The sequence below is a fragment of the uncultured Pontibacter sp. genome (assembly GCF_947499215.1).
Taxonomy (GTDB): Bacteria; Bacteroidota; Bacteroidia; order Cytophagales; family Hymenobacteraceae; genus Pontibacter.
Genome location: NZ_CANMNI010000001.1, coordinates 1,583,318 through 1,609,275, shown reverse-complemented (window position 1 = coordinate 1,609,275; position 25,958 = coordinate 1,583,318). Strand labels below are relative to the sequence as shown.

Genomic DNA, 25,958 nt, shown 5'->3' with positions numbered 1-25,958 from the left:
CATGTTTATAAAATACTGTATACCTGCCTTGCGGTATCTGCTTCCTGCTTTTCTTCTATTTCTCATTGCCTGCAAAACCAATGAGGAAACACCTACACCGGAGCCAGAGATTGAGAGCATTACGGCAGCCGACGTCACACTTCCAGAAGCGCTTTTTACAGATATCAATAGAGTGGGACTGGGCAATTCCTCCACCGTTATACTCGACAGGCTGATCGGGCTGATAAATGCCACGCCAAAATCAGAGAGCATTCACCTGTCCATCTTTTTGTTTAAATACCCGGCACTGGTAGCCGCTCTCAAAGACGCCCACAAGCGTGGTGTGAAACTGCATCTGATGATTGACATGAGCCGGGAGGAGTCAATAGAAGAGAACCCTTTGACAGTAGTGGAGCTTCGCAACGCCCTAAAGGAAAACTCAGAAGTGATTACGGTAACAAGCGATGCCAGCAGTATTGCCATCAACCACAACAAGTTTGTGCTCTTCTCTGAGGTGCACACCAAGGCAGGAATAGAGAAAAACGTGGTATTTCAGACGTCCCATAACTTCAACCTCTCTGACACCCGCAAAATTCAGAATGCGGTAACGATAGCGCATACTGGGCTATACCAAGCCTTCCGCACTTACTGGGAGGATATGAAAGCCAAAGCCGAGACAGGCATGAAAGACTTTGAGTACCGCGAGTACCATGACCCGGCCATAGGTATAGAAGCCCACTTTCTGCCAAAACGCAAGAATGGCACAGCCTATGGCGGCGACACGATTGTAGAGCTGCTGGATGAAATCGAGAATCCAGCCACGGCCACGGTGCGAATCGGCATGTCTGACTGGACCAGCACCCGCATGAACATTGTGCAGAAGCTAAGCGAACTGAGAGCCCAAGGTGCACGCGTAGAAGTGATTGTGAAAAGCAGCATTGCAGAAGACATTTTGCAGGCCTTGCGCGAGTTGGAGCAGCAGGGGGCATACCTCAAGGTATACAACATGACCAGCAGCAGCCAGACCAAGGTGAACATCCATTCCAAGTTTATCATGATCGATGGTGATCTGAAGGGCAAGCGGACCAAACTGCTGCTTACCGGCTCCCATAACTTTACACAGAATGCCCTCCGCAACAACAACGAGGTGATGATCAAATTCTGGGACAGCCCGCTTTACCAGAAATATGAAGCCACTTTCGCTCAGCTAAAAAACATCCCCGGGATTTAATCTGCATACAATTTTCGAAACCGACCCTGACCATGAAAAGAAGAAAATTTGTTCAGAGCCTCCTTGTATTGTCAGGAGGATTGGTGCTCAGCACCGAGTCTATTTATGCCTCTGCTTTATCGGTTAAGAAAGTAAAGGGCACTGTAAAAGCCGGTGGTAAAAAGCTGGCTGGCGTGGTGGTGTCGGATGGGTATAGCGTGGTGCAGACCGACCGGAAGGGGCGCTACGAAATGCCAAAGCATGAGCTGGCAAAAGCGGTGTTTATCTCGGTGCCAGCCGGTTACGCCCTGCCGCAAGAGAAAGGTATAGCACGCCACTATCAGCACATAAATATGGCGAATTCGAAACAGCAATATGACTTTGAACTCACCAAACTGCAACAGGACGATACGAACCATAAGTTTATTGTATGGGCCGACCCGCAGGTTAAGAACAAAGGAGATGTAAAGCAGATGATGGCGCAGTCGGTACCGGATGTGAAGGAACTAGTGGCCTCATTTGGAGCAGGCGCTTTGGTGCATGGCATGACTGTGGGCGACATCGTGTGGGACAAGCACGAGCTGTTTGAGAGCTACGACAAAGCTGTGGCCGGCACCGGTATACCTTTCTTCCAAGTACTCGGCAACCATGACATGGATTACCGAAAAGGCGGCGATGACGTGTCGGACGATACGTTCGAGGCGCTTTATGGCCCGACTTACTACTCCTTCAACCGGGGTAAGGTACACTACGTGGTGCTAGACGATGTGCGCTACTTGGGCACCGAAAGAAATTACGACGGCTACCTAGCCGAGCACCAATTGGCTTGGCTTAAAAAGGATTTGGAATTTGTGCCGAAAGACCACTTGGTGGTAATAGGCTTACACATACCGGTGCACAACAGCGTGAAAAACAATGAGGACTTTTATGCCATACTCGGAGACCGCAAGGTGCACATCATGTCGGGCCATACGCATTATAATCGCAACGTGATCACAGGCAATGTGCATGAGCACGTGCATGGCACGCTTTGCGGCGCTTGGTGGACGGGACCAATCTGTAGCGACGGAGCCCCGCGCGGGTATGGCGTGTATGAAGTGGAAGGCACCGAGATGAAGTGGTACTACAAATCCACCGGCCTCCCGAAAGAGCACCAGATCAGCATACGTGTGGAGGAACTCACCAACCAAAAGCGTATGATCGCCAATGTGTGGAACTGGGACCCGGAGTGGAAAGTAGAGTGGTGGGCTGATGAAAAGTATATGGGTACACTGGAAAATACGACAGGTTTCGACCCGATGGCAGTAACGCTTTACAAAGGAGACCAATTACCGAAAGGCCGAACATTTGCTGAGCCGGTTCGAACAGACCACCTCTTCCTGTCGCATTTCAAACCCGAAGTGCAGTCGCTGAAAGTAGTGGCCACCGACCGTTTCGGCAACAGGTATGAGCAGGTGGTGCCGGCCCATAAAGCATAGAACCTATTAAATATCAGAGAATACTTTTTACCTCAGTATGAAAAATATCATGCCTTTCGCCTTTGCAGCGCTTATGTCAATGGGAGCTTGTAAAAGTAGTGAACCCACACAGCAGCAGTCCGTTGCTCAGCAGCAGGAACAGCAGCTTCCGGCCTTGCCGGCATTTGATACCGAAGGCCACCGTGGCGCACGCGGACTTATGCCCGAGAACACCATACCTGCCATGCGCAAAGCCATTGATCTGGGTATGACAACCATCGAGATGGACTGTCACATCACCAAAGACCGTAAAGTAGTGGTCACGCATGACCCGCACATCAACCCGGCCTATGCCCGTACCCCGGACGGCAGGGATTTTACGAAAGAGGAAAGTAAGAATTACGCCATCTACCAGATGGATTATGCTGAGGTACGAAAGTTCGATATGGGCACTAAATTCTACGACCTGTATCCGCAGCAGCAAAAAATGGAAGCCTACATACCGCTTCTGGAAGAGTTGATTGATTCGGTGCAGAACTATTTGGAGGTGAAAGGTCTGCCGCAGGTGTTTTACAACATCGAGACGAAGTCGGTGGCAAAAAACGACAACCAACTGCACCCTGAGCCGGCTGTTTTCATGGATTTGATGGTGGAGGTGATCGAGCGGAAAGGTATAACGCCTTGGGTGATCATCCAGTCGTTTGACCCGCGCACTCTGCAGGAACTGAATAAGCGCTACCCGCACATCAGAACATCGCTGCTGGTGAGCAACCAAGACACATTTGAGCAGAATATCGAGCGATTGGGTTTTATACCTGTGGTCTACAGTCCCAACTACAAGCTAGTAACCGCCGAACTCCTGCAGAAATGCCACGAAAAGCAGATCAAGGTTATACCTTGGACAGTGAACACGGCTGAGGAGATAGCACGCCTCCGTGCCCTTGGAGTGGATGGTATCATTACCGACTACCCGAACCTTTTATCAACCCTAAACTAGGATTTACACAAAAATGAAAATGCGTATAGCTTTTAAAGCGCTGTTGTTACTTCTCTTATCTGTTGTCACATTTGAAATATTTGCACAGGTAGTGGCTTGGGACAGCACGTTCCGCCCCGCTACGTACCATGTGCAGGTAGAGCAGCACAAGGCCTATCCTGCCTCCCGAAAGGACATTGTGTTTTTGGGCAATAGCCTAACGGCGCACCCTAACTGGAATGAACTGCTGAAGAACAAGCATGTTAAGAACCGGGGTATATCGGGTGATATCACATATGGTGTGCTGGAGCGGCTGGATGATGTGATCGCAGGCAAGCCTGCCAAGCTGTTTATCCTGATCGGCATAAACGACATCTCCCGGAATATACCGGACAGCTTGATCTTGCAGAATTATAAGAAGATAGTGGCCCGCGTGAAAGCCGGTTCGCCTGCTACCAAAATCTATCTGCAGACCATGCTGCCGACAAATAATAACTTCGACAAGTTTAAGAGGCACTACAATAAAGAGGAGCATGTGTCCTACCTGAACAAGGAGATAAAGGAATTGGGAGAGAAAGAAAAAGTAACTGTAGTGGACCTGCATCCGGCCTTTTCGGATGGTGAAGGAAGGCTCAAGCAGGAGTATACCCACGATGGGCTCCACCTGACTGCAGAAGGGTATAAGGTATGGGCCCGTGTGCTACTGGAAGGCAAGCACCTCAAATAAGCTGTTAATAGGGTAAGTTGAAAATAGAGTAGCTTAAGCGGAGCGGAGTCGAACAGGTATAAAAACCGGAAGACTTCGCTCCGTTTTTTTATTGCAGGTATAGCGCCTGCTTATACCACAGTCACTTTCGTGCCCATGCCCTCGAGGGTCGTCACAATATAGTCTGATACGCCTTTGTCGGTGATGACATGGTCCACATCCTCGAAACCACAGATCCTACCAAAGCCTCTTCTGCCAAACTTGGTGGAATCCACCAATACGATTGTCTTCTGGGATACCTGCATCATGGCGCGGTTCAGGTGGGCCTCCATCACGTTGGTGGTGGTCAATCCGAACTCAAGATCAATGCCGTCGACTCCCAGAAAAAGCTTGCTGCACGAAAAATCCGCCAGAATGCTCTCGGCATAGGGCCCGGTTACGGAGGAGGAGCTTTTGCGCATCATGCCGCCCAGTTGCAGCACTTCTATTTCCGGGTGGCGAATCAGTTCCAGCGCGACATTCAGAGCCGGTGTGATCACAGTAAGGCCGCCTTTGGGCTGAATACTTTTAGCAAGGGCCAGTACCGTAGTGCCAGAGGCAATCACAATAGAGTCGTTAGGCTGCACAAGCTTGGCAGCAGCGGCTCCTATGCGCATTTTCTCAGAGGACTGGATTTTCTCTTTCTCATTTACGGAACGGTCAACAGTGTATGGGTTATGGAGTGTTGCACCACCATGGGTCCTGAAAAGCAAGCCTTTGTCTTCGAGTAGTTTGAGGTCTTTCCGGATGGTGACGGATGATACGTCCATATTCTCGCATAAGTCCAGTACATTAACATGGCCTTCCTGCTTTAATTTATTGATGATGAGTTGATGCCGTTCAGTTATGCTTATCATAGAATTCGGTTTATAGCGCATGAATGCCCCAGATTGGGCAAACCAATCCGCTAATGGGAATAGGCAATTTATGCTAATTTGATTTGCCGGTTAAGGCTGTACAAGGTATAGGCACTGCATAAGGTGAGTTGCATTAAGGAATTCAAGAATACCTTAAGTTGAGTTAAAAATACGACTTGGAAAGAGAGTTTGAAATAAATGGCAAAAAATAAATTGTTTCAGATAGAGTTCTACCTGAATTTTATGTTTAGTAACAATCGTATTCTATTCCTCCCCGAAATTTTTCCGAAATTGCAGCAAAATAAGCTACCCAAGCTATGCAACGACCCATCAAGCTCATCATTATAGCCGGCATTGCGCTGGTGCTCTTCTATTTTGTGCGGGAGTCCTTCATGAGCGACGACAATTACCTGATTCCGTTACAAAAGGAGCGCGAAGATAAAGACCTTTCGTTCCGAAGCCGCACCAACAGCCCTTTTGAGGAGGCCGAACGCCGCATCTTCAGCAATCTGGTGTACTACGAGCCCAACCTAGACTACCGCGTAAAGGTGAAGTTGGAGGATATTGAGCCCAAAGACACTCTGCACATGCCCATGACCAATGGCAGTACCGAAGCCTACCTGCGCTATGCCACTGCTAATTTTGAGCTACAAGGAGAGCCACAGCGCCTCACGCTCTACAAAAAGGTGAAAGAGGGGGAGGAAAAGCTGTTTGTACCCTTCACCGATAAAACCAACGGGTTCGATACCTATGGCGGCGGACGTTATATTGATGTGCCGTTCAAGGAGGGCTCCAAAACCGCCACCATTGACTTTAACCGTGCCTACAGCCCTTTCTGTGCCTACAATCCCGAGTACGTGTGCCCTGTGCCGCCAAAAGAAAACCGCCTGACCGTGGCAGTAGAGGCCGGTGAGAAAAACTACGAGAAAGCGCATCCGGTGATGGAGTAAGCTCGGGACAGTCCTTTGTCAAGAAGTCCAAAAGACAAAAGGTCTTTCGGAACAAAATAATCCTTAATTTTGGGAATTAGCTTCAAAAAACGAGGCTATACCTTACAGAACAACAGAAATAACCATGCTGATTTCATTCGACTGGCTGAAACAACTCATTCATATAGATAAAACCGCTGAAGAAACAGGTGCTCTGCTAACGGGCGCTGGTCTAGAGGTGGAGGCAATCCACAACTTCGATCAGGTAAAAGGCGGTTTAGAAGGCATCGTGATAGGCGAAGTGCTTACTTGTGAGCGCCACCCAGACGCTGACCGCCTGAGTGTGACCACGGTGGATATCGGTACAGGTGAGCCGAGCCAGATCGTGTGCGGTGCGCCAAACGTGGCTGCCGGGCAGAAAGTAGTAGTGGCGACGGTGAACAGCACGCTGTATCCAACCGGCGGTGAGGCCTTCAAGATCAAGAAGTCAAAAATACGCGGTGCCGCTTCCGAAGGGATGATTTGCGCTGAAGACGAAATAGGTGTTGGTACCTCGCATGCGGGCATCATGGTGCTCGACACCGACCTGCCAAACGGTACGCCTGCTGCTCAATATTTCGGTTTAGGCTCCGATAAAGTATTTGAAATCGGACTGACGCCAAACCGTGCCGATGCCGCTTCACATCTGGGTGTGGCCCGCGACCTGAAAGCGTTATTGCGCGTGCCCTATACCTTGCCTTCGGTGGAGGATTTCAAAGTGAACAACACCTCCCGCCCGGTCGAGGTGGAGATTGAGAATGTTGAGGCTTGTCCGCGCTACGCCGGCGTAACCGTGAGCGGCGTGAAAGTAGGTCCATCGCCTGAGTGGCTACAGAAGAGACTGCGATCGATCGAGCTAGCTCCGATCAACAACATTGTGGACGTTACCAACTACGTGCTACATGAATTGGGTCAGCCCCTACACGCCTTCGATACTGACAAGATCGAGGGCGACAAGATTGTCGTGAAGACCGCCGAAGTCGATAGCAAATTTGTGACGCTGGACGGGGTGGAGCGCAAACTCAAAGCCAACGACCTGATGATCTGCAACGCCGAAGAGCCCATGGCGATCGGTGGGGTGTTCGGTGGCAAGGAATCAGGTGTTACGGAAGAAACAACGAGCATTTTCATCGAGAGCGCCTACTTCTCACCGGACTACATCCGCCGCACAGGTATGGCGCACGGCCTTAAAACTGACGCGTCTTTCCGCTTCGAGCGGGGTACTGACCCGAATATGGTGATTACTGCCTTGAAACGTGCCGCTTTGCTGGTGCAGGAAGTGGCAGGCGGTGAGGTTAGCTCCGATATTGTGGACGTATACCCACAGCCTGTTCAAAACCTAGAGTTAACGCTGGATATCGAGCGAGCCCATTCCCTCATCGGTCAGCACATCGGGGCCGAGCGCATGAAAGCTATTCTAACTGACCTAGGTATAGAAATCAAAAGCGAAACAGAAGAGAAGCTGCATGTGTCGGTGCCGCCATTTAAAGTGGACGTAACCCGTGAGGCCGACTTGGTGGAGGAGATCCTACGTATCTACGGCTTCAATAACATCGAGGTGAGCGAGCATATGGCTACCACCTACATGGCAAGTTTTCCGAAACCGGACCCGGAGCATATGACCGGTACCATACTGGATTATATCTCGGCCAATGGCTTCCATGAGATCATCACCAACTCCATTACCAACTCCAAGTACTACGCTGCTGGCGGAGACGAAGAGACGGCTGGACTAGTGAAGGTGCTCAACTATAACAGCGAGGACCTCGACGTGCTGCGCAAGAGCATGGTATTCTCTGGTTTGGAAGTGCTGCGCTACAACATCAACCGCCGCCAACGTGACCTCAAGGTATACGAGCTTGGCAAGGTATACGAGCAGTTGGAAGACGGTTACAAGGAGAGCCGCAAACTGGCCCTCTACATGGTAGGCAACACTACCGCCGAAAGCTGGAAACAGCCTGCCCAGAAAGTGGCTTTCCACGATTTGGCCAGCGTGGTGCAGAACGTGCTGCAAAAACTCAACGCCGCTGACTACGAAGTACAGCCGGTAGAGGCAAGCCGCTACATGCGCCAAGGCATCACCTATGTGAAGAACGGCACCGTGATCGCGCAGGTAGGATTGCTGGATGCTGCCGTAACCAAAGCCATGGACGTGAAAGAACAGGTATGGTACGCCGAACTGAACTGGGATTACCTACTTAAGAAATACAAAGACAAACTAGTGGCCGAGGAGCTTCCGAAATTCCCTGAGGTGCGCCGTGACCTGTCACTGGTAGTGGATAAGAATCTGACCTTTGAGCAGCTGAAGCAAGTGGCCCTGCGCACCGAGCGCAAGCTCCTGCAAGGCGTCAACGTGTTCGACGTGTACGAGGGCGACAAGATAGAGGCAGGCAAGAAGGCCTATGCCCTGAGCTTCACTTTGCTGGACCGCCAGCAAACTTTGACCGACAAAGTGATCGAGGGCGTAATGAATCGCCTGATGCAGCAATTTGAGAAACAGCTCGGAGCTATTATCCGCAAATAGGTATGGCAAAAGAAAAACAACTGCAACAGCTTCAGTCCATTGAGGACAAAGTACGTAAGCTTCTTAGCAAGCACGACGACGTGTTACACAAACTTGTAGCCGCTCAGGAAGAAATTAAATTACTGGAGTCGCAGTTAGAAGAACGAGAACAGCAAATAAAAAATTTTCAAAATCAAGAGAATATTGTTAAGATTGTAGATACGATAGCAGGAAACACTGCAAATTCGACAGAGTTAAAGCTGAAGTTAAACGAATATATAAGGGAAATTGATAAGTGTATCGCCTACTTGCGTGACTAGCGGGAGGCAGTGAGCCGGATCCGAACATCGGTTGGCCATTGCAGGAAAGCAAAGAAACGAGGTAGCCCTATACTAAAAGAACGCAACGGATGGGTGAATTAGCAATTAAGATTCGCATCGCAGAACGCGAGTATCCGATGCGGGTGAAGGAAGAAGAAGAAGAAAGGCTTCGGGTTGTCGGTAAACTTTTGAACGAGCGTCTACGCTTTTTCAAAGACCAGTTTGGCATACAGGATAAGCAGGATTTGCTGGCCATGGTAGCTTTTGAGACCATGGTGGACAAGCTGAAACTGGAGGATGACAAAAACAACCATCTGGCTAAAGTGGGAGAGCAACTGAGCGTACTGGACGATCTCTTATCAAGTAAGTAAACATATTCCGAGGCGGCTTCCCAAGCGGCCTCTTTAACTACGGTGTGGTTTGTAAAACCACCTCACTGTCCTGCTGCAGGTACTGCTATAGTTTTTATAAACCATAAAAGCTGATAGTAATGCCAGATATTTTATCCATTTTAATCACCGCCATTGTAGCGCTCGGAGTGGGCGTATACATCGGGCGTGTCCTGTTGCAGAAGGTATACAAGCAACAGGAAGAAGCCGCCAGGCAGAACGCCAAGGCCATCATTCGCGAGGCGGAAATCAACGCCGAGAGCATTAAGAAAGACCGCATGTTGGAGGCCAAGGAGAAATTCCTGAAGCTGAAATCTGAGTTCGAGGAAGAATCGAACAAGAAGAAGAACATCATCATCCAGAACGAGAACAAGGTTAAGCAGCGCGAGCAGCACGTGGCCAAGCAAATGGAGCAGACCAAGCGCCGCGAAGCCGAACTCGACAAAGAGAAAGAAGCCCTCGACCACCAACTGGAGTTGTTGAAAAAGCGCAAAGAAGACGTAGAGCAGCAGCACAACGAAGTGGTGGCCCAACTGGAGAAAATTGCCGGTCTGACCGCCTCTGAAGCCCGCGAGCAAATGGTAGAAGCCCTGAAGAGCGAAGCCAATTCGCATGCTTCTTCTTATGTGAAAGACATTGTAGCCCAAGCCAAGCTTACCGCTACCAAAGAAGCTAAGAAGATCGTAGTGGAAACCATTCAGCGTACCGCCGCGGAGCACGCCATCGAGAACTGCGTTTCTGTTTTCAACATCGAAAGCGACGACATCAAAGGCAAGATCATCGGTCGTGAAGGCCGTAACATTCGCGCCCTCGAAGCTGCTACAGGTGTAGAGATCATCGTAGATGATACCCCGGAGGCGATCATCATCTCTGGTTTCGACCCAGTTCGCCGCGAGATCGCCCGTTTGTCGCTGCACCGCTTGGTAGCCGACGGACGTATCCACCCAGCCCGCATTGAGGAAGTAGTTTCCAAAACCCGCAAAAACATTGAAGAGGAGATCGTAGAGATTGGTGAGCGTACCGCCATCGACTTAGGTATACACGGTCTGCACCCGGAACTGATCAAGATGGTGGGCCGCATGCGCTTCCGTTCGTCTTACGGTCAGAACCTGTTGCAGCACTCACGCGAAGTAGCCAACCTGTGCGCCACGATGGCAGCAGAGCTTGGTCTGAACGTGAAGCACGCCAAGCGTGCCGGTCTGTTGCATGACATTGGCAAAGTAACGCCAGACGAGCCGGAATTGCCACACGCGATCATCGGTATGGAGCTGGCCAAGAAATACAAGGAGCATCCGGACATCTGCAACGCCATTGGCGCTCACCACGACGAGATCGAGATGACGGCGATGATTTCTCCATTGATTCAGGCTTGCGACGCCATCTCCGGTTCTAGACCGGGAGCTCGCCGCGAGATCATGGAGTCTTACATCAAGCGTCTGAAAGACTTGGAGGCAGCTGCCGTATCGTTTGACGGGGTGAACCAGTGCTACGCCATTCAGGCCGGCCGTGAGCTCCGCATTATGGTAGACGCCGACAACGTGACCGACGAAAAAGCCGCACAGCTTTCTTTCGACATCTCACAGAAGATCGAAAAAGAAATGCAGTACCCGGGCCAGATCAAGATCACGGTTATCCGCGAAATGAGAGCCATCAGCTACGCCAAGTAAGGTATAGCCTCAGGTATAAACAAAAAGCCGTCTGTTACAATCGTAGCAGGCGGCTTTTGCATTAAACTAAAACCAATCGTCACTTATTATCTTTAGCTTAGGAAAGCTCGCAGCATCCAAAGCGTCTTTTCATTCTCATTGATATCCTCGCTCACAAGTGCTATTGTGCCCTCGTCGTCCCGTTCTGCGGCTAATGCCAAGATATCACGCTCTAGGTTTACAATCACAGACAGGTTCTGGTGCGTCGCTTCTACCGTTTCGCGATCGCCGCTCAGGTTCGAAACTTCTTTTATGCTGGATACCCGCAAGTAATCGGAGAAGGTATGCAGCGGCTTCTGACCAATCGTGAGGATACGCTCAGCCAAGGCATCAATTCGAGCCAATGCGCTGTTGTAAAGCTCCTCGTATTTGGAGTGCAGCTGAAAGAAGTGTATACCTTTGATGTTCCAATGGAAACCACGCAGGTTCTGATAATAGATGTGGTAGTTGGCCAATAACTCATTCAGTTTGTCAGCAACCGCTATGGAGTCTTGTTTCTCTAATCCAATATTCGTGAGTTTATTCATAGTCTTTTATGTTTTATTTTTCGTCGTTTGTATATACAAATATCATGCTTATAAAGTTATCAATCAAATCAATTATATTTATGAATGCATAGATGCATCCTATGATTTAGTTAGGTGATGCACTGGAGTTAAGAGTAGCATAAAACAGAAGTATAGAGCGCATACTACAAACGATCTTTCTTAATATAACTTATACGTTCAATAACATGACACTGGTACAACTGGAATACCTTTTAGCGGTAGACACGCACCGCCATTTTGCCACGGCGGCGGAGCATTGCTTTGTAACACAGCCTACCTTGAGTATGCAGTTGCAGAAGCTGGAGGAGGAACTAGGCGTGCAGCTATTTGATCGAAGCCGAGTACCGGTGCGGCCCACGGAGATAGGCAAAGAAGTGATCGCACAAGCCCGGATTGTGGTGGCGGAGTCGAAAAAGATAAAGGAACTAGTGCAGCATCAAAGGCAAGAGTTGAGTGGCGAACTTCGCATCGGTGTGATTCCCACGCTGGCACCTTATCTGATCCCACTCTTTGTGACCAGCTTTATGGAAAAATACCCTGATGTGCGGCTGGTGGTACAGGAACTCCTCACTGACGAGATCGTTCAGAAACTGAACCATGAGTTGCTGGATGTTGGCTTATTGGTAACCCCGTTGGAGGACAAGTCAATCAAAGAACTGCCCTTGTTCTACGAGACTTTTGTCGCCTACATCAACCCGGAACATGCATTGGCTGGCAGCAAGGCCATTAATCCGGAACAGCTCGACTTGGACGAATTGTGGGTGCTGAACGAGGGCCATTGTTTTCGAAGTCAGGTGCTCAATATCTGCAACAAAGGAGGGGGCAGTACGACACCTTCCGGTCACTTCGACTATAAAAGTGGCTCACTGGAAACGCTCAAACGCATTGTAGAAACCCAGCGTGGCCTTACCTTGCTGCCAGAACTATCGGTGCTGGATATGCCCAAGGAGAAACAGGCGCTCGTTCATATCTTCCAAGAGCCGCAGCCGCAGCGGGAGGTGAGTTTAGTAGTGCACCGCAGCTTCCTGAAAAAGCGCCTGATCGAAGCACTGCAAGAAGAGATCGTAGCGGCTATACCTGTACACATCCGCAGCCGCAAAAAAGAAAAGGTAATCGGAGTGAAAGAGTTTGGGAGTTGAGGAGTTAGAAAGTTAAAACAAAAGAGGCTGCCTCCTCAGAAGCAGCCTCTCTTTATATTCATACCTTATTCAGGTATAGCAAAGCAAATTAAGCGTTGATCATGCCGGCGCTTTTCAGCACCTCTACCATGGTAGCGCCGATCTCAGCCGGAGAGTCAACCACATGGATACCGTTTTCACGCATGATCTTCATTTTAGCGGCAGCTGTATCGTCAGCACCACCTACAATCGCACCGGCGTGACCCATACGGCGTCCGGCAGGAGCTGTCTGGCCAGCGATGAAACCAACTACTGGCTTCTTGTTGCCAGTCTCGCTGATGTACTTGGCAGCCATTGCTTCGTAGTTACCACCGATCTCACCGATCATCACGATTGCGTCTGTCTCAGGGTCTTCCATCAGCAACTGAACCGCATCTTTTGTTGGCGTTCCGATGATTGGGTCACCACCGATACCGATAGCCGTAGAAACACCAAGGCCAGCCTTCACGATCTGGTCAGCAGCCTCGTACGTCAACGTACCTGACTTAGACACGATGCCGATGCGACCCGGCTTGAACACGAAACCTGGCATGATACCAACCTTCGCCTCGCCTGGCGTGATCACACCCGGGCAGTTAGGACCGATCAGGGTCACGTCTTTACCTTTCAGGTAGTTTTTAGCCATCACCATGTCCTTCACAGGAATACCTTCCGTGATCGCAACGATAACTTTGATGCCCGCGTCAGCAGCTTCCATGATCGCGTCGGCAGCAAAAGCCGGTGGCACGAAAATGATAGAAACATCAGCACCCGTTCTCTTTACAGCTTCTTCCACTGTATTGAAAACCGGCAGGTCTAGGTGATTGTTGCCACCTTTGCCCGGTGTAACACCACCCACTACGTTGGTGCCGTACTCGATCATCTGAGAGGCGTGGAAAGAACCCTCTGAGCCTGTGAAGCCCTGTACGATCACTTTCGAATCTTTATTTACTAAAACACTCATGTGTATCTTATTAAGTTGATGAATGATGGTCTAAAATAAGGTAGTGCAAAAATAGGCTTTTTTGCGGCCGTTCCAAAAAATAGTTATACCTAATATAGGTTGCCCAAGTGGGTAAACGGAACGGGAGAAGCTATACCTGCTGTTATGAAATGGGATGTTAAAAGCCAATTAAAGGCCGGCCTCCTAACTATAATTTTAATTACTTACCTTTGCACCCAAATCCTAAAAGCATTCAAATGAAGTATCTGAATCATATTACCGAAGCAATCGGTAACACACCACTGGTAAAGCTCAACAATGTGACAAAAGGCATAAAGCCGACCATTTTGGCCAAGGTGGAGTATATGAACCCGGGCAACTCCGTGAAAGACCGCATGGCGATCAAGATGATCGAAGACGCTGAGAAAGCAGGTCTCCTGAAGCCAGGTGGAACGATTATCGAAGGTACATCTGGCAACACGGGCATGGGTTTAGCACTGGCCGCCATCGCCAAGGGCTACAAATGCATCTTTACTTTAGCTGATAAGCAAAGCAAGGAGAAAATGGATATTCTCCGTGCCGTGGGTGCCGAGGTGCGTGTTTGCCCTACCAACGTAGCACCTGATCATCCGGATTCTTACTACTCCGTGGCCAAGCGCCTGAACGAGGAGATTCCGAATTCCTTCTACCCAAATCAGTACGACAACATGTCCAACTGGGCGGCGCATTATGAAACCACTGGTCCTGAAATCTGGGAGCAGACCGAAGGAAAAGTTACCCACTTCATCACAGGTGTTGGTACAGGCGGTACGGTGACTGGTATTTCCCGCTATCTGAAAGAGCAGAATCCAAAGATCGTGACAGTAGGTATAGATACCTATGGCTCCGTGTTCAAGAAGTATAAAGAAACTGGTATTTTCGATGAGAACGAGATCTATTCTTACGCCACGGAAGGTATAGGCGAGGACATCCTGCCAAAGAACGTGGATTTCGACGTGATTGATTCGTTTGTGAAAGTAACTGACAAAGACGGCGCTGTGATGACGCGCAGATTGGCCAAAGAGGAAGGCCTGTTTGTAGGCTGGTCTTGCGGCACGGCGGTATACGGTGCGCTGGAGTACGCCCGCGAAAACAACCTGACAGAGGACGACGTGATCGTGGTGCTATTGCCTGATCATGGCACTCGTTACCTAGGCAAAATATACAACGACGAATGGATGCGCGCCCAAGGTTACATAGATTAAAGATTGTTATATAATTCTCAGGAAAGCCTGAAACGTGAGTTTCAGGCTTTTTTTATTGTGTATCTTACAAAGATTTTCAAAAAATCAGCGTTCGGCAGCAAAAGTGCTGTCAGTACTTGTTTCACTGGGCTTGCTCAATGCAGTTGTTTTCATGAAAGATTTTCTATCCAACATTATCGAAGCTGATTTTATGCCTCATGGGCACTGCTATTTCTGGAAACCAGAAATCGTGTGGCTCAATGTTAGTGGCGACGTGCTAATCGCGATGGCCTATTACTCCCTTCCACTGTTGCTTTTTTACTTCGCGAAAAAGCGTACCGACCTGACGCACAAGTATGTGTTCTGGCTCTTCGCTGCCTTTATTTTTGCCTGCGGCACTACGCACATTGTAGACATCTGGACAATCTGGGTGCCCACTTACCGGCTAGAGGGTGTGCTGAAACTGATTACAGGCCTACTGTCTGTCAGTACAGCTGTAGTGGTATACAAATCAGTGCCGGCCCTGCTGGCGCTGCCCAGTCACGACCAGCTGAAAGCGTTGAATGAGCAATTGCAAAAGGAAATAGAGGAGCGTCGCAAAACGCAAGATGAATTGCGCAGGGTGAACGAAGAACTGGAAAAACGGGTGGAAGAGCGCACGCATGAGCTTCAACTTGAAGTGCATGAGCGCGCTACGGCACAACAGGAACTGCAGCACATTAACAGGGAGCTTAAGATCGCCAATAATGATCTGGATAACTTTGTGTATTGTGCCTCGCACGACTTGAAAGCGCCAATTATAAACATCGAGGGGCTGTTGGATGTTCTGAAAGAAGAAATGCCGGCCCCTGATGAAAAAGTAAATCATATTTTAAAACGTCTGGATGGCTCCTTGGAGCGAATAAATCGTACTATACATGATCTGACAGAGGTAAGCTTTATCACCCAGAAACAGATCGGTGTGGCTGGTAACGGTGTGTCTAACTTTGCAGTGGTACTGGAGGAAGTGGAAGAATCTGTCTCAGGTCTGATAGAGCAAACGGACGCGCGGATTGAGGCTGACTTCGCTGACTGCCCGGAAGCAAACATACAGCGTAAAGACCTGAAAAGCATTATGTACAATCTGCTGACCAATGCGCTGAAGTATAAATCGCCAGAGAGAAAACCAATTGTAAATTTTAGTACTAAAGTTGCTGAAGATTATATAGTTTTGTGTGTAACCGACAATGGCATGGGGGTTGAACTGCGTGGCAATGAAAAGAAGATGTTTAATCTTTTCAAACGCCTGCATGACCATGTGGAGGGAAGCGGTGTGGGGCTTTATATTGTTAGGCGAATTATAGAGAACTATAACGGTACCATAGAAGTAGCCTCAGAAGTCGGTGTGGGCACGACCTTTACAATTCGCTTTCCGTATTCTGAAACGAGAGCCGATATTTAAGCATGATTAAGAAAAAACTATCAGGGGTCCTTCTGATTGACGACGACGACACCACCAATTTTTTGAATCAGCGACTGCTCGAACGTATGCAAGTAACTGATAATATTCGCACGTTTGTAAACGGCAAGCAGGCGTTTGATTATCTATATAATGTGAGCAACACCAATTATGAGCACGCGGACGAAAACTACTTTCAGCCGGAGCTTATATTTTTGGACATCAGCATGCCGGTGATGGATGGGTTTGAGATGCTAGACTTGTATGAAAGGCTGAATCCGGAATTCAGGGAGAAGATCGTGCTAGCCGTGCTGACCACCTCTACCCACCCGCAGGATACGGACGCAGCCAAAAAGTATTCGGCCGAGTACCTGACCAAGCCCCTGACGGCAGACAAAGTAAGCGCTCTGATTAAGAAACACTTCGATACACAGGAAAAGAAAGCCTAAACTTATCTATTAAAAAAAAGCCGGGGTGCAGCATGTTTAGATGCTGCACCCCGGCTTTTTTTTAAGGTAAAACTGGTCGGGACCTAGAACGAAAAACCAAAGTTCGATTTGATCAGCAAGTTCAAGATTACACCTGCACCAGCCAGCAGCAAACCGATACCAATCAGCTTTTCGATGTCCTGCATTTTGCCTTGGCGTTTCTTGAGTATGTTGCCACCAACAGCCCCGATGGCAAAGGCCGCCATCAAGGGCAGACTGCGACTCCAGATCACGTTGCCGAGCAGGTAGTGACTGATAAACCCTGTAAAGCTGGTAATCACCAAAATGAAGAGTGAAGTGGAGGTGGCGATCTGAGGCGGTATCCGGAACAGCTTAATCATCATGGGCGTTTGCAGAAATCCGCCTCCTATACCAAACAGGCCGGCTATTATACCTGAAGCAAAGCCGAAGACCGAAACCACACCGCCGTTCAAGCGATAGGCAATATGCTTTGCCCTGTTTTTACGGATAAACGAAGTCGGCACCCGGCGTATGCGGTACATCATGCCAGAGTGGCGAATCTGTTTTTCTTTTTGGGTAGGCTTTACCATAAAGAAGCCCACCGTGAGCACAAAGAGCGCAAAGATCACTTGAAGTTCCGTGACCGGAAGAAAGGCTACCATAAAGGCCCCCAGCACCGTGCCAGCCACCGCCGGAAACTGAATAAGTGAGCCTACCAGATAATCGATGCTGCGGTCGCGGAGGTTGAAAACCGAGGCAATGATAGAAGCCGGCACCAGCGCTGACATAGTTGCTCCGATGGCGATCTCGATGTTGTATCCGAAGAAGATGATCAGGATTGGCACCATGAACACGCCTCCCCCGAAACCGATGATGGTGCCAAACCCACTCACGAGCGCACCGACCAGAAAGATGATAAATTCCTCCATTTGCTAAGCCCCGCAGGGCTGTGGTATCATACCTTTTTGTGGCAAGGTATCCTATTCAGATACAGGTACGAATTTAAAGTCATCACCGTTAAACAATCCTTTGTCGCTCAATTTAAGTGAAGGTATAACCAGCAGCGCCATGAACGAGAGCGTCATGAAAGGGGAGGCCAGTTTGCTGCCCATCTCCTTGCTCATGCGGTCGATCGCTGAGTAGGCATTGGCCACTTCGTAGCCGTCTGCCGCCGACATAATGCCCGCCACCGGAAGCGGTAATAGTTGTTCATTGTCACCGTCCACAGCGGCAACACCTCCTTTGGCGCTGATGATCAGGTTCACGGCCCGGGCGATACTTTCGTCATCTACACCCACCGCAATGATGTTGTGCGAGTCATGCCCTACAGAGGAGGCGATGGCACCGCGCTGTATACCTACGTTCTTGATAAAAGCCACTGCCGGTTCGGCATTTTTATATCTGTTCACTACCGTGATCTTGAGCACATCCTGCGCCACATCAGATTGGATGAAACCGTTCTCGATTTTCGGTTCGGCCCATACCTGATGCGTGATCAACTGTCCGTCAAAAGCCTCGATTACCCGGATTTTGCTGGCGCTGTCGGCTGGCAGTCGGAACTGTGCTGGAGTTTTCGGTTCGGTATTGAAGTTGTTAATCTCATCGCTCGGCGTGAAGGCTATTTTCGATTTGCCGTTCTCCGCTACCAACTCACCGTTGATGTAGGTCGCCTCTATGCCGAAATCCTCGAGGTTATTCACCACGATAAAGTCGGCTGGGTCGTTATCGCGGAGCAAACCGACTTCTAACTTATAATGCTCCACTGGGTTGATGCAGGCTGCCCGCAGCACCTGAAACAGGTCATGGCCTTTGGCCAGCGCTCGCTTCACGAGCAGGTTCAGGTGACCTTCCACTAGGTTATCGGGGTGCTTGTCGTCGGAGCAGAACATGATGTGGTCCGGGTAGTCGGAGAGCAAGTTAATAAGCGCCTCGAAATTCTTGGCGGCGCTGCCTTCACGGATCAAGATCTTTATACCTACAGCCAGTTTGTCGAGCGCTTCCTCTGCCGTAAAGCATTCGTGGTCGGTGGTGATGGCAGCCGAAGCATAAAGAGCCGCCTGTTCACCTCGCAAACCTGGAGCGTGTCCGTCCACGGCCTTGCCATATTTTTTGGCCAGTTCGATCTTCTCCATCACAACCGGGTCGCGGTGCAGCACACCGGGCCAGTTCATCATCTCGGCCAGATATTTTATTTCCTCGCGCTGGAACAAGGTTTCGATGTCGGCGGCCGTTATCTCGGCGCCGGCTGTTTCGAAGGGGGTGGCAGGCACGCAGGAGGGAGCTCCGAAATAGAACTTAAACGGTACTTTCTTCCCGTTCTCGATCATGTATTCCACGCCTTTTATACCGAGCACATTGCCGATCTCGTGTGGGTCCGATACGGTAGCCACAGTGCCGTGCGGCACGGCCAGTCGGGCAAACTCAGAGGGTACGAGCATCGAACTCTCCACGTGCACGTGGGCGTCCACGAAGCCCGGCAAAATATAACTGGAAGAGGCAGTGGCCTCACGAACTATTTTAGAAATATGGCCGTTTGACACATGGACCGTTCCTTCAAAAATCTCTTGCTGGTGTAGGTCGATAATGCGTCCGCTTACGGTATAGGAGGTGCTCATGGCAGGGGTGACTTAATGATATAAATTGCCCTTATATAAGGTTTGAACCTTAAAATTAGTTTATATTTGCGTTAAATTACGGCGTTTTGAGAAAGATAATTTCATACCTGATAGTTGCGTGTGTACTGACCTCCGGCACTCTGGCGGGTTGCACAGCTAAAACACCGCAGCAGAAAAAGACGGCCTCCTACATGAAAAAGAGCAAGCGCGGTAACGTGCCTTGTCCTTGCGACTCAAACTAATTCCTAACAGCTTACCATGAAAAAAATTGTAATCGCCATAGATGGCTACTCCTCGTGCGGGAAAAGTACAACGGCCAAATTGGTGGCTGCCGAACTAGGCTACGCTTACATCGATACCGGGGCCATGTACCGTGCGGTTACGCTTTATTTTCTGGAGCACCACGTGAGCCTCACCAATCCTAAGGAGGTGAAGGACGCGCTGGATAAAATAGATATCACGTTTCATTATAACCCAAAGGCCAAAAGAAACGAAGTATTCCTCAACGGCCTGAATGTGGAAGATGAGATTCGCAAGATGTACATCTCCAATCAGGTAAGTGAGGTGAGCGTAGTAAAAGAGGTACGCCGCGCCATGGTTTCACAGCAGCAGAAGATGGGGAAGAAACGCGGTGTGGTGATGGATGGTCGCGACATCGGGACAGCTGTATTCCCGGATGCGGAAGTGAAGATTTTTATGACAGCCGACGTAGATACCCGCGCACGCCGACGTCAGGATGAGTTGCTGGAGAAAAAGCAGCTGATCAACCTAGGTGAGATCAGGGAAAACCTGCAGAAGAGAGACCTGATCGATTCGACCAGAGCCGAGAGTCCGCTGCGCCGTGCCGACGATGCTTTTTTGCTGGATACGTCGCACATGACCATTGATGAGCAGGTAGATTTTGTACTTAACAAGGTGACTTCCCGTATCTTCAATGGTGATTATGCCTTACAGGAATAGAGGAAAGAAGAAATGAACGTAACGATAGACAAGAATTCCGGTTATTGCTTTGGTGTGGAATTCGCCATTCAGATGGCGGAGGATGAGATGGAGAACTGCGAAGAGCTCTATTGTCTCGGCGATATCGTGCACAACAGCATGGAGGTGAAGCGCCTTTATGCAAAGGGACTCCGCATCATTGACCGGGAGCAACTCAAAGAACTGCGCGACACCAAAGTGCTAATCAGAGCCCACGGCGAACCACCTGAAACTTACAAAACAGCCTTAGAAAATAACATTGAACTGATAGACGCCTCCTGCCCGGTGGTGCTCAAGCTGCAAAACCGTGTGAAGCATGCATTTGATGTTGACAAAATCAAAGGCGGGCAGATCGTAATCTACGGTCAGGTGGGCCATGCCGAGGTGATTGGACTGGCTGGCCAGACAGGCGACGAGGCCATTATAGTTACAACAGAGGAGGACCTTGATAAGATTGACTTCTCTCGTCCTGTTACGCTCTTCAGCCAGACCACCAAAAGCACGAAAGGCTTCTATCACATCAAGTCGCTGATTGAAGAGCGCTTGCAGCAGGCCAATCAGGACAGCACCGCCTTCAATGCCAACGACAGCATTTGCCGTCAGGTATCGAACCGTGAGCCGCAACTGACCAAGTTTTCGGTGGAACACGATGTGATCATATTCGTAAGCGGCAAAAAGAGCTCAAACGGAAAGGCACTCTACAGTGTGTGCAAGCAGCATAACCCCAACAGCTACTTCGTGGAAAACGAGGAGGAACTGGAGAAAGAGTGGTTTGCCAATGCCGAGAGTGTAGGTATATGCGGTGCCACTTCCACGCCCATGTGGCTGATGCAGCAGGTGGCCGACAACATCAAAAGATTTGACCTCGAAACAGTATAGATTTAGCTATATACTGCAAAATAGTGGCTTTTTAGCTACATTTAGGCTTTGCTTCGGCAAGGCCTATTTTTTTTTTATGTATCAACCAGCATGACACGCATCTTACGCTATTTCCTGAACGGACTCCTGATTGTGGCTCCTTTTACCATCACGGTGTGGATTGTGGTGGCTATCATCGATTGGCTGAACAGTATGTTCGACTTGGGTATACCGGGACTAGGCATCGTATTGATGTTCATCTTACTCACCATGATCGGCTTTATCAGCTCGTCCTTCTTCGTGAAGCCCTTCATCGTGATCACGGGGCGCTGGTTCAACAAAGTGCCGCTGGTGGGTATCGTCTACTCCAGTATCAAGGACCTGTTCGATGCCTTTGTGGGCGACAACCAGAAATTCAACAAGCCCGTGATGGTGAAGATGTCGGAAGACTCGGATAACCTGAAGTTCGGTTTTGTGACGCAGGAAACGCTTAGTTCTGTAAACGTAGAAGAGCGGGTGGCCGTGTATTTTCCGCACTCCTACAACTTTTCAGGAGAGCTCTTCGTGGTTCCCAAGCAAAACGTCGTATACCTCGACCTGCCAAGCAGCGACGTAATGAAGTTCATTGTGTCAGGTGGCGTATCGAAGTTGTAGTAAGCTATAAGCTATACCTTCCACATCAGGCAAAAGAACACTCACCAAGTATCTCAAAATTAAAAGGCCCTTTTATGCATCTTATTTGTATGCATGCCGAATAAGTTAAAAGAGATCCATTTATTCAGAATGCCTTACATCATACACAACGGTACGAAACTGCACTACAGAGTGCTGGGCCAAGGTACGCAGCCTTTGCTGGCCTTCCATGGCTATGGGCAGAGCAGCAGCTACTATCAGCCCATGGGGCATGCACTGGGCAGCGACTACACCATCTACGCCTTCGATCTTTTCTATCACGGCCAGAGTAACCTGCACAAGGACAACATGCCGCTCGACAAGGATTTTCTACAAGAATTGATCGGCTTGTTTCTCGAGAAGGAAAATATAGATCATTTCTCGCTGATGGGTTTTAGTATGGGAGGTAAGTTTGCCCTCACCTTGGTAGAGCGCTTCCCGGAGCAGATAGACGAGCTCTTTCTGATTGCTCCGGATGGCATCAAGACTAGTTTCTGGTACAACATTGCCACCTACCCGGGCTGGTTGCAGCAACTCTTCAAACGCACGGTGCTCAAACCGGAGCCTTTCTTCAGGCTGCTCAACGTGCTCAATCGATATAACATGATCCACAAGAGCCTCGTGCGCTTTGCCCGTTTCCAAATGGACAGCACCGAGAAGCGCCTGCGGGTATACCGCAGCTGGATCGGCTTCCGGGAGCTCAACTTCGACATCCGCGAGATCGTGCGGCTTCTCAATCACAAGCAAGTCCCGGTTACGATGTTCCTTGGCGAGTTTGATCAGATTATCTCGCCTAAACGTGTTAGTGTGTTTATTAAGGCACTGCGCAAAGGAGAGTTAGTGGTGCTCAAAGCCGGGCACTCGCATCTGTTGCAGGAAGTAGCGGAGTTGCTGCATGCGAAGAAGACTGATGTTATTCCACCCTCAAAAATTTAATACCCATTCCTTTCCCAAATTGTCGTACGTAAAGCATTATGCTTAAATTGGCCTTTGATGAAAGAGGAAAATTTGAAAAAGCTCAAAACAGAGAAAAAAATCATCGGCAGGCGCGAGATGGTGGCCTTTCCCGAATTGGATATTGACGAGATAGAGGCCAAGATTGACACCGGCGCCTATACCTCGGCCATCCATTGCTCGGATATCCATGAGGAAACCCGCGCCGACGGAACTAAAGTCATCTGTCTCGACTTATTAGACCCATCGCACCCGCAATACAACCATAAAAAATTGCGGTTTTCGGACTATAGTCTACGCGACATCCGTAACTCTTTTGGTGATGTGCAAGAGCGCTACGTTATCAAAACCAAGATCAAGTTTTTCGACGAGCTGATCGAGGCGGAGTTCTCGCTTTCGGACCGCAGCGACATGAAGTACCCGGTGCTGATAGGCCGAAAATTGCTCAAGGGCCGGTTTATTGTAGACGTTTCACGTAAAAACGTCTCACTTAAATTCAACAACAAACAAAAGAAGAATAAATAGTCTTTATGAAAATAGCGATTCTCTCTCGCAACTCTAAGTTGTACTCTACCCGGCGCTTAGTGGAAGCGGCTCAACAGCGCGGACACGAAGTTGTGGTGCTGGATCACTTGCGCTGTGACCTTGTGATCGAACAGGGCGATCCGCATATCCTCTACAAGGGAGAACGCTTGACCGACATCGACGCGATCATTCCGCGCATCGGCGCTTCGGTTACTTTTTACGGTACGGCCGTGGTGCGCCAGTTTGAGATGATGAAAGTAAAGAGCGCCGTAGATTCCCAGAGCATTGTGCGCTCCCGCGACAAACTGCGCAGCCTCCAGATCCTGTCCCGCGCAGGACTGGGCATGCCGAAAACTGCCTTTACCAACTATTCTAAAGAGACATCCGGACTGGTAAAAGAAGTAGGCGGGGCCCCGCTGGTAATTAAACTTCTGGAAGGAACGCAGGGCCTTGGCGTCGTGCTTGCCGAAACAAAGAAGGCCGCTGAGTCGGTGATCGAGGCTTTTCACAACCTAAAGGCCCGCATCATTGTGCAGGAGTTCATTTCGGAGGCCGGGGGCGCAGACATCCGTGCTTTCGTGGTGAACGGCGAAGTAGTGGGTGCCATGAAGCGACAGGGCAAGGAGGGCGAGTTCCGCTCTAACCTGCACCGTGGCGGCAATGCCAGCCTGATTAAATTGAGCCGTCAGGAGAAGGCCGCTGCCTTGCTGGCTGCCAAGTCGTTGGGCTTGGGCGTGGCTGGTGTGGATATGCTGCAGTCTAAGCGCGGACCACTGATTCTGGAAGTGAACTCGTCACCGGGTTTGCAAGGTATAGAGAAGGCCACCAACAAAGACATCGCCGCCAAAATAATTGAGTATGTAGAAGGACTGGTACAGAAGAAAACACCGAAGAAGGTATCAGCCAAAAGAGTAAAAGAATAGCATGCCCGAAACGATTAAGATCAACGGTGTAAGTATAGACCGTGGAGAAAAAGTGCTTACCCGACTTGTTATCTCCAAACTGCCCAGCGGCACTGTCATCGATATTCCTGTTTATGTATTCCGCTCGGTACACGATGGCCCCGTGCTTTTGCTGATGGCCGGCATGCACGGTGATGAGGTGAACGGAACGGAGATTATCCGCCGCATGATCACCAAAAAGATGCTGTATCCGCTCAAGGGTACTATCATCGCGGTGCCGGTGCTGAATATCTACGGCTTTCTGAACTTTTCGCGCGACGTGCCCGACGGCAAAGACGTGAACCGGAGTTTCCCGGGAAACAAAGAGGGTTCGCTTGCCAGCCGTGTGGCGCACCGCTTCATGAAAGAGGTGATGCCCTACATCGACTACGGCGTGGATTTCCACACAGGAGGTTCTAGTCGCGGTAACTACCCGCAGATTCGCTGTGTGCTGGCCGACCCGAAAAATCAGGAGCTGGCCGAGGCCTTTGCTGCGCCTTTCACACTAAACGCTTCGTACCGACAGGGCTCGCTTCGGAAGGAGGCTGCCAAAATGGGCAAGCACATTCTGGTATACGAAACCGGCGAATCGCTACGTTTCGACGAAAGAGGCATCGCGATGGGGATAGAAGGCACATGCCGTCTGATGCACCATCTAGGTATGGCCACCAGCGCACCAGCTGCTTCTGAACCAAGCACCACCTGTATGAAGGACATCTGGCTGCGCGCCAAGAATGCCGGACTGTTTCGCAGTCAGGTAAAAGAAGGGGAGTACGTGAAGAAAAGCCAAGTGGTGGGGACGATCACCGACCCTTACGGCGAAATGGAAGTGCGCCTCAACGCACCGGCTGCTGGCTACGTGGTGGGGCTGAACAACATGCCCGTGGTAAATCAAGGCGACGCCTTGCTGCACATTGCTTTTTAAGGTATAGCTTACAAGAGGAGGCTTGTGCAGAGGAACTAGCCTGTTGGGGAACTTTCAAAAACAAAAGAGCCCGCTACATAGTGGTAGCGGGCTCTTTTTATTAAGGCTTTTCAGCTATTAAAATACGTAGCGTACGTGCAGGGCAGAATCCCAGAAGCCTCCACCGCGCGGTATGTTGATGTATGGTTTGATGTCAGCACCGATCGTGAATGGAATATCACGGATATAGTACTCCAAACCCAGCACCCCGTCAATACCGAAGCCTATAACATTGTCGTCATAGTACCTGTCGCGCTTGTCTTTATCATAATAGTAGTAGTAGCGACCTTCGTAAAAACCTACGTGACCACCGATACCATAGTACCACTGCAGGCCTTTCGCGTTAAAAGCCGGAGCGTGCTTCTCGTACAGCACAGTAATTACACCACCTCTGTGACGGAAGCCGGTGCTTAATATGCCCTCAATAGCGGCATCGCTCTTAATAAAGTGCTTTACTGTAAGACCGGAAGCGATACCACCTCTAAATCCTATACCTGTACTGTACTCTTGTGCATTGGCACCAAAAGCAAGCGTCATTACCAAAGCCAAGGTAAACCCGACGCGAAGAAATGTTTTCATTGTT

Annotated in this window: 26 protein-coding genes and 1 pseudogene; 21 read left to right on the top strand and 6 right to left on the bottom strand. The window is 49.7% G+C overall.

Going from position 1 to position 25,958, the window contains the following annotated elements; all coding sequences use genetic code 11:
• The first annotated feature begins 1 nt into the window (after nucleotide 1).
• The 4 genes from Q1A04_RS07090 to Q1A04_RS07075 are packed head-to-tail and all read left to right on the top strand — an operon-like array spanning nucleotide 2 to nucleotide 4,349.
• The gene (locus tag Q1A04_RS07090) at nucleotides 2-1,210 is read left to right on the top strand and encodes a phosphatidylserine/phosphatidylglycerophosphate/cardiolipin synthase family protein (RefSeq protein ID WP_299703112.1); all 1,209 of its coding nucleotides are present in this window, start codon (nucleotides 2-4) and stop codon (nucleotides 1,208-1,210) included.
• A 32-nt stretch (nucleotides 1,211-1,242) separates the two neighbouring features.
• Nucleotides 1,243-2,667, top strand: a complete 1,425-nt coding sequence (locus Q1A04_RS07085) for a calcineurin-like phosphoesterase family protein (RefSeq protein ID WP_299703109.1) — start codon at nucleotides 1,243-1,245, stop codon at nucleotides 2,665-2,667.
• Nucleotides 2,668-2,704: 37 nt separating this feature from the next.
• Complete coding sequence (locus tag Q1A04_RS07080; protein WP_299703106.1) at nucleotides 2,705-3,643, top strand: glycerophosphodiester phosphodiesterase; 939 nt, start codon at nucleotides 2,705-2,707, stop codon at nucleotides 3,641-3,643.
• Nucleotides 3,644-3,662: 19 nt separating this feature from the next.
• Entirely contained in the window at nucleotides 3,663-4,349 is a 687-nt protein-coding gene (locus tag Q1A04_RS07075) for a GDSL-type esterase/lipase family protein (protein WP_299703103.1), read from the top strand.
• A gap of 110 nt (nucleotides 4,350-4,459) precedes the next feature.
• Here the strand turns inward: Q1A04_RS07075 and Q1A04_RS07070 are convergent, their stop codons facing one another.
• Nucleotides 4,460-5,224, bottom strand: coding sequence for a DeoR/GlpR family DNA-binding transcription regulator (locus Q1A04_RS07070; protein WP_366943814.1), 765 nt, complete (start codon nucleotides 5,222-5,224; stop codon nucleotides 4,460-4,462).
• A gap of 317 nt (nucleotides 5,225-5,541) precedes the next feature.
• On the opposite strand from Q1A04_RS07070, the gene Q1A04_RS07065 reads away from it, so the two are divergent.
• From Q1A04_RS07065 to rny, 5 genes are all read left to right on the top strand, one after another.
• Nucleotides 5,542-6,174 carry a DUF1684 domain-containing protein gene (locus tag Q1A04_RS07065; RefSeq protein ID WP_299703100.1) on the top strand — a complete coding sequence of 211 codons (633 nt, stop codon included), beginning with the start codon at nucleotides 5,542-5,544 and terminating at the stop codon, nucleotides 6,172-6,174.
• Nucleotides 6,175-6,298: 124 nt separating this feature from the next.
• Complete coding sequence (pheT, locus tag Q1A04_RS07060) at nucleotides 6,299-8,716, top strand: phenylalanine--tRNA ligase subunit beta (protein WP_299703097.1); 2,418 nt, start codon at nucleotides 6,299-6,301, stop codon at nucleotides 8,714-8,716.
• A 2-nt stretch (nucleotides 8,717-8,718) separates the two neighbouring features.
• Nucleotides 8,719-9,015: a hypothetical protein gene (locus tag Q1A04_RS07055; protein WP_299703094.1), complete on the top strand. Its 297-nt coding sequence runs from the start codon at nucleotides 8,719-8,721 to the stop codon at nucleotides 9,013-9,015.
• A gap of 89 nt (nucleotides 9,016-9,104) precedes the next feature.
• Nucleotides 9,105-9,386 carry a cell division protein ZapA gene (locus Q1A04_RS07050; protein WP_299703091.1) on the top strand — a complete coding sequence of 94 codons (282 nt, stop codon included), beginning with the start codon at nucleotides 9,105-9,107 and terminating at the stop codon, nucleotides 9,384-9,386.
• A 119-nt stretch (nucleotides 9,387-9,505) separates the two neighbouring features.
• Nucleotides 9,506-11,071: a ribonuclease Y gene (rny, locus tag Q1A04_RS07045; RefSeq protein ID WP_299703088.1), complete on the top strand. Its 1,566-nt coding sequence runs from the start codon at nucleotides 9,506-9,508 to the stop codon at nucleotides 11,069-11,071.
• Between the two features lie 92 nt (nucleotides 11,072-11,163).
• Here rny and Q1A04_RS07040 read toward each other — a convergent pair whose 3' ends face one another.
• Nucleotides 11,164-11,637, bottom strand: a complete 474-nt coding sequence (locus tag Q1A04_RS07040) for a Dps family protein (protein ID WP_299703086.1) — start codon at nucleotides 11,635-11,637, stop codon at nucleotides 11,164-11,166.
• Nucleotides 11,638-11,843: 206 nt separating this feature from the next.
• Between Q1A04_RS07040 and Q1A04_RS07035 the strand changes: the two genes are divergently transcribed.
• The gene (locus tag Q1A04_RS07035) at nucleotides 11,844-12,797 is read left to right on the top strand and encodes a hydrogen peroxide-inducible genes activator (protein WP_299703083.1); all 954 of its coding nucleotides are present in this window, start codon (nucleotides 11,844-11,846) and stop codon (nucleotides 12,795-12,797) included.
• A gap of 88 nt (nucleotides 12,798-12,885) precedes the next feature.
• Here the strand turns inward: Q1A04_RS07035 and sucD are convergent, their stop codons facing one another.
• Nucleotides 12,886-13,779, bottom strand: a complete 894-nt coding sequence (gene sucD / locus Q1A04_RS07030; protein ID WP_007659826.1) for a succinate--CoA ligase subunit alpha — start codon at nucleotides 13,777-13,779, stop codon at nucleotides 12,886-12,888.
• 236 nt (nucleotides 13,780-14,015) lie between these two features.
• On the opposite strand from sucD, the pseudogene Q1A04_RS07025 reads away from it, so the two are divergent.
• The 3 genes and pseudogenes from Q1A04_RS07025 to Q1A04_RS07015 all read left to right on the top strand — a co-directional run.
• Nucleotides 14,016-14,999, top strand: a pseudogene (locus Q1A04_RS07025) (pyridoxal-phosphate dependent enzyme); the annotation flags it as partial.
• A 154-nt stretch (nucleotides 15,000-15,153) separates the two neighbouring features.
• Entirely contained in the window at nucleotides 15,154-16,422 is a 1,269-nt protein-coding gene (locus Q1A04_RS07020) for a HAMP domain-containing sensor histidine kinase (protein WP_299703075.1), read from the top strand.
• A gap of 2 nt (nucleotides 16,423-16,424) precedes the next feature.
• Nucleotides 16,425-16,868 (top strand): response regulator, encoded by a 444-nt coding sequence (locus tag Q1A04_RS07015; RefSeq protein ID WP_299703072.1) that lies wholly within the window; start codon nucleotides 16,425-16,427, stop codon nucleotides 16,866-16,868.
• A gap of 83 nt (nucleotides 16,869-16,951) precedes the next feature.
• Here the strand turns inward: Q1A04_RS07015 and Q1A04_RS07010 are convergent, their stop codons facing one another.
• Nucleotides 16,952-17,797, bottom strand: a complete 846-nt coding sequence (locus Q1A04_RS07010; RefSeq protein WP_299703069.1) for a sulfite exporter TauE/SafE family protein — start codon at nucleotides 17,795-17,797, stop codon at nucleotides 16,952-16,954.
• A 51-nt stretch (nucleotides 17,798-17,848) separates the two neighbouring features.
• The gene (gene ade, locus Q1A04_RS07005; RefSeq protein ID WP_299703066.1) at nucleotides 17,849-19,483 is read right to left on the bottom strand and encodes an adenine deaminase; all 1,635 of its coding nucleotides are present in this window, start codon (nucleotides 19,481-19,483) and stop codon (nucleotides 17,849-17,851) included.
• Nucleotides 19,484-19,569: 86 nt separating this feature from the next.
• Between ade and Q1A04_RS07000 the strand changes: the two genes are divergently transcribed.
• From Q1A04_RS07000 to Q1A04_RS06965, 8 genes are all read left to right on the top strand, one after another.
• Entirely contained in the window at nucleotides 19,570-19,725 is a 156-nt protein-coding gene (locus Q1A04_RS07000) for a hypothetical protein (RefSeq protein ID WP_299703064.1), read from the top strand.
• A gap of 16 nt (nucleotides 19,726-19,741) precedes the next feature.
• Nucleotides 19,742-20,443 (top strand): (d)CMP kinase, encoded by a 702-nt coding sequence (gene cmk / locus Q1A04_RS06995; RefSeq protein WP_299703061.1) that lies wholly within the window; start codon nucleotides 19,742-19,744, stop codon nucleotides 20,441-20,443.
• A 12-nt stretch (nucleotides 20,444-20,455) separates the two neighbouring features.
• Complete coding sequence (locus Q1A04_RS06990) at nucleotides 20,456-21,340, top strand: 4-hydroxy-3-methylbut-2-enyl diphosphate reductase (RefSeq protein WP_299703059.1); 885 nt, start codon at nucleotides 20,456-20,458, stop codon at nucleotides 21,338-21,340.
• A 90-nt stretch (nucleotides 21,341-21,430) separates the two neighbouring features.
• A complete protein-coding gene (locus Q1A04_RS06985; RefSeq protein WP_299703056.1) occupies nucleotides 21,431-21,973 on the top strand; it encodes a DUF502 domain-containing protein in 543 nt (180 codons plus the stop codon).
• Between the two features lie 129 nt (nucleotides 21,974-22,102).
• Nucleotides 22,103-22,927, top strand: coding sequence for an alpha/beta hydrolase (locus Q1A04_RS06980; RefSeq protein ID WP_299703053.1), 825 nt, complete (start codon nucleotides 22,103-22,105; stop codon nucleotides 22,925-22,927).
• A 57-nt stretch (nucleotides 22,928-22,984) separates the two neighbouring features.
• Nucleotides 22,985-23,470, top strand: a complete 486-nt coding sequence (locus Q1A04_RS06975; RefSeq protein ID WP_299703050.1) for a RimK/LysX family protein — start codon at nucleotides 22,985-22,987, stop codon at nucleotides 23,468-23,470.
• Nucleotides 23,471-23,475: 5 nt separating this feature from the next.
• Complete coding sequence (gene rimK, locus Q1A04_RS06970; RefSeq protein ID WP_299703048.1) at nucleotides 23,476-24,393, top strand: 30S ribosomal protein S6--L-glutamate ligase; 918 nt, start codon at nucleotides 23,476-23,478, stop codon at nucleotides 24,391-24,393.
• Nucleotide 24,394: 1 nt separating this feature from the next.
• Nucleotides 24,395-25,336 carry a succinylglutamate desuccinylase/aspartoacylase family protein gene (locus Q1A04_RS06965; RefSeq protein WP_299703045.1) on the top strand — a complete coding sequence of 314 codons (942 nt, stop codon included), beginning with the start codon at nucleotides 24,395-24,397 and terminating at the stop codon, nucleotides 25,334-25,336.
• Between the two features lie 117 nt (nucleotides 25,337-25,453).
• Here Q1A04_RS06965 and Q1A04_RS06960 read toward each other — a convergent pair whose 3' ends face one another.
• A complete protein-coding gene (locus Q1A04_RS06960) occupies nucleotides 25,454-25,954 on the bottom strand; it encodes a hypothetical protein (RefSeq protein ID WP_299703042.1) in 501 nt (166 codons plus the stop codon).
• Between the last annotated feature and the right edge of the window lie 4 nt (nucleotides 25,955-25,958).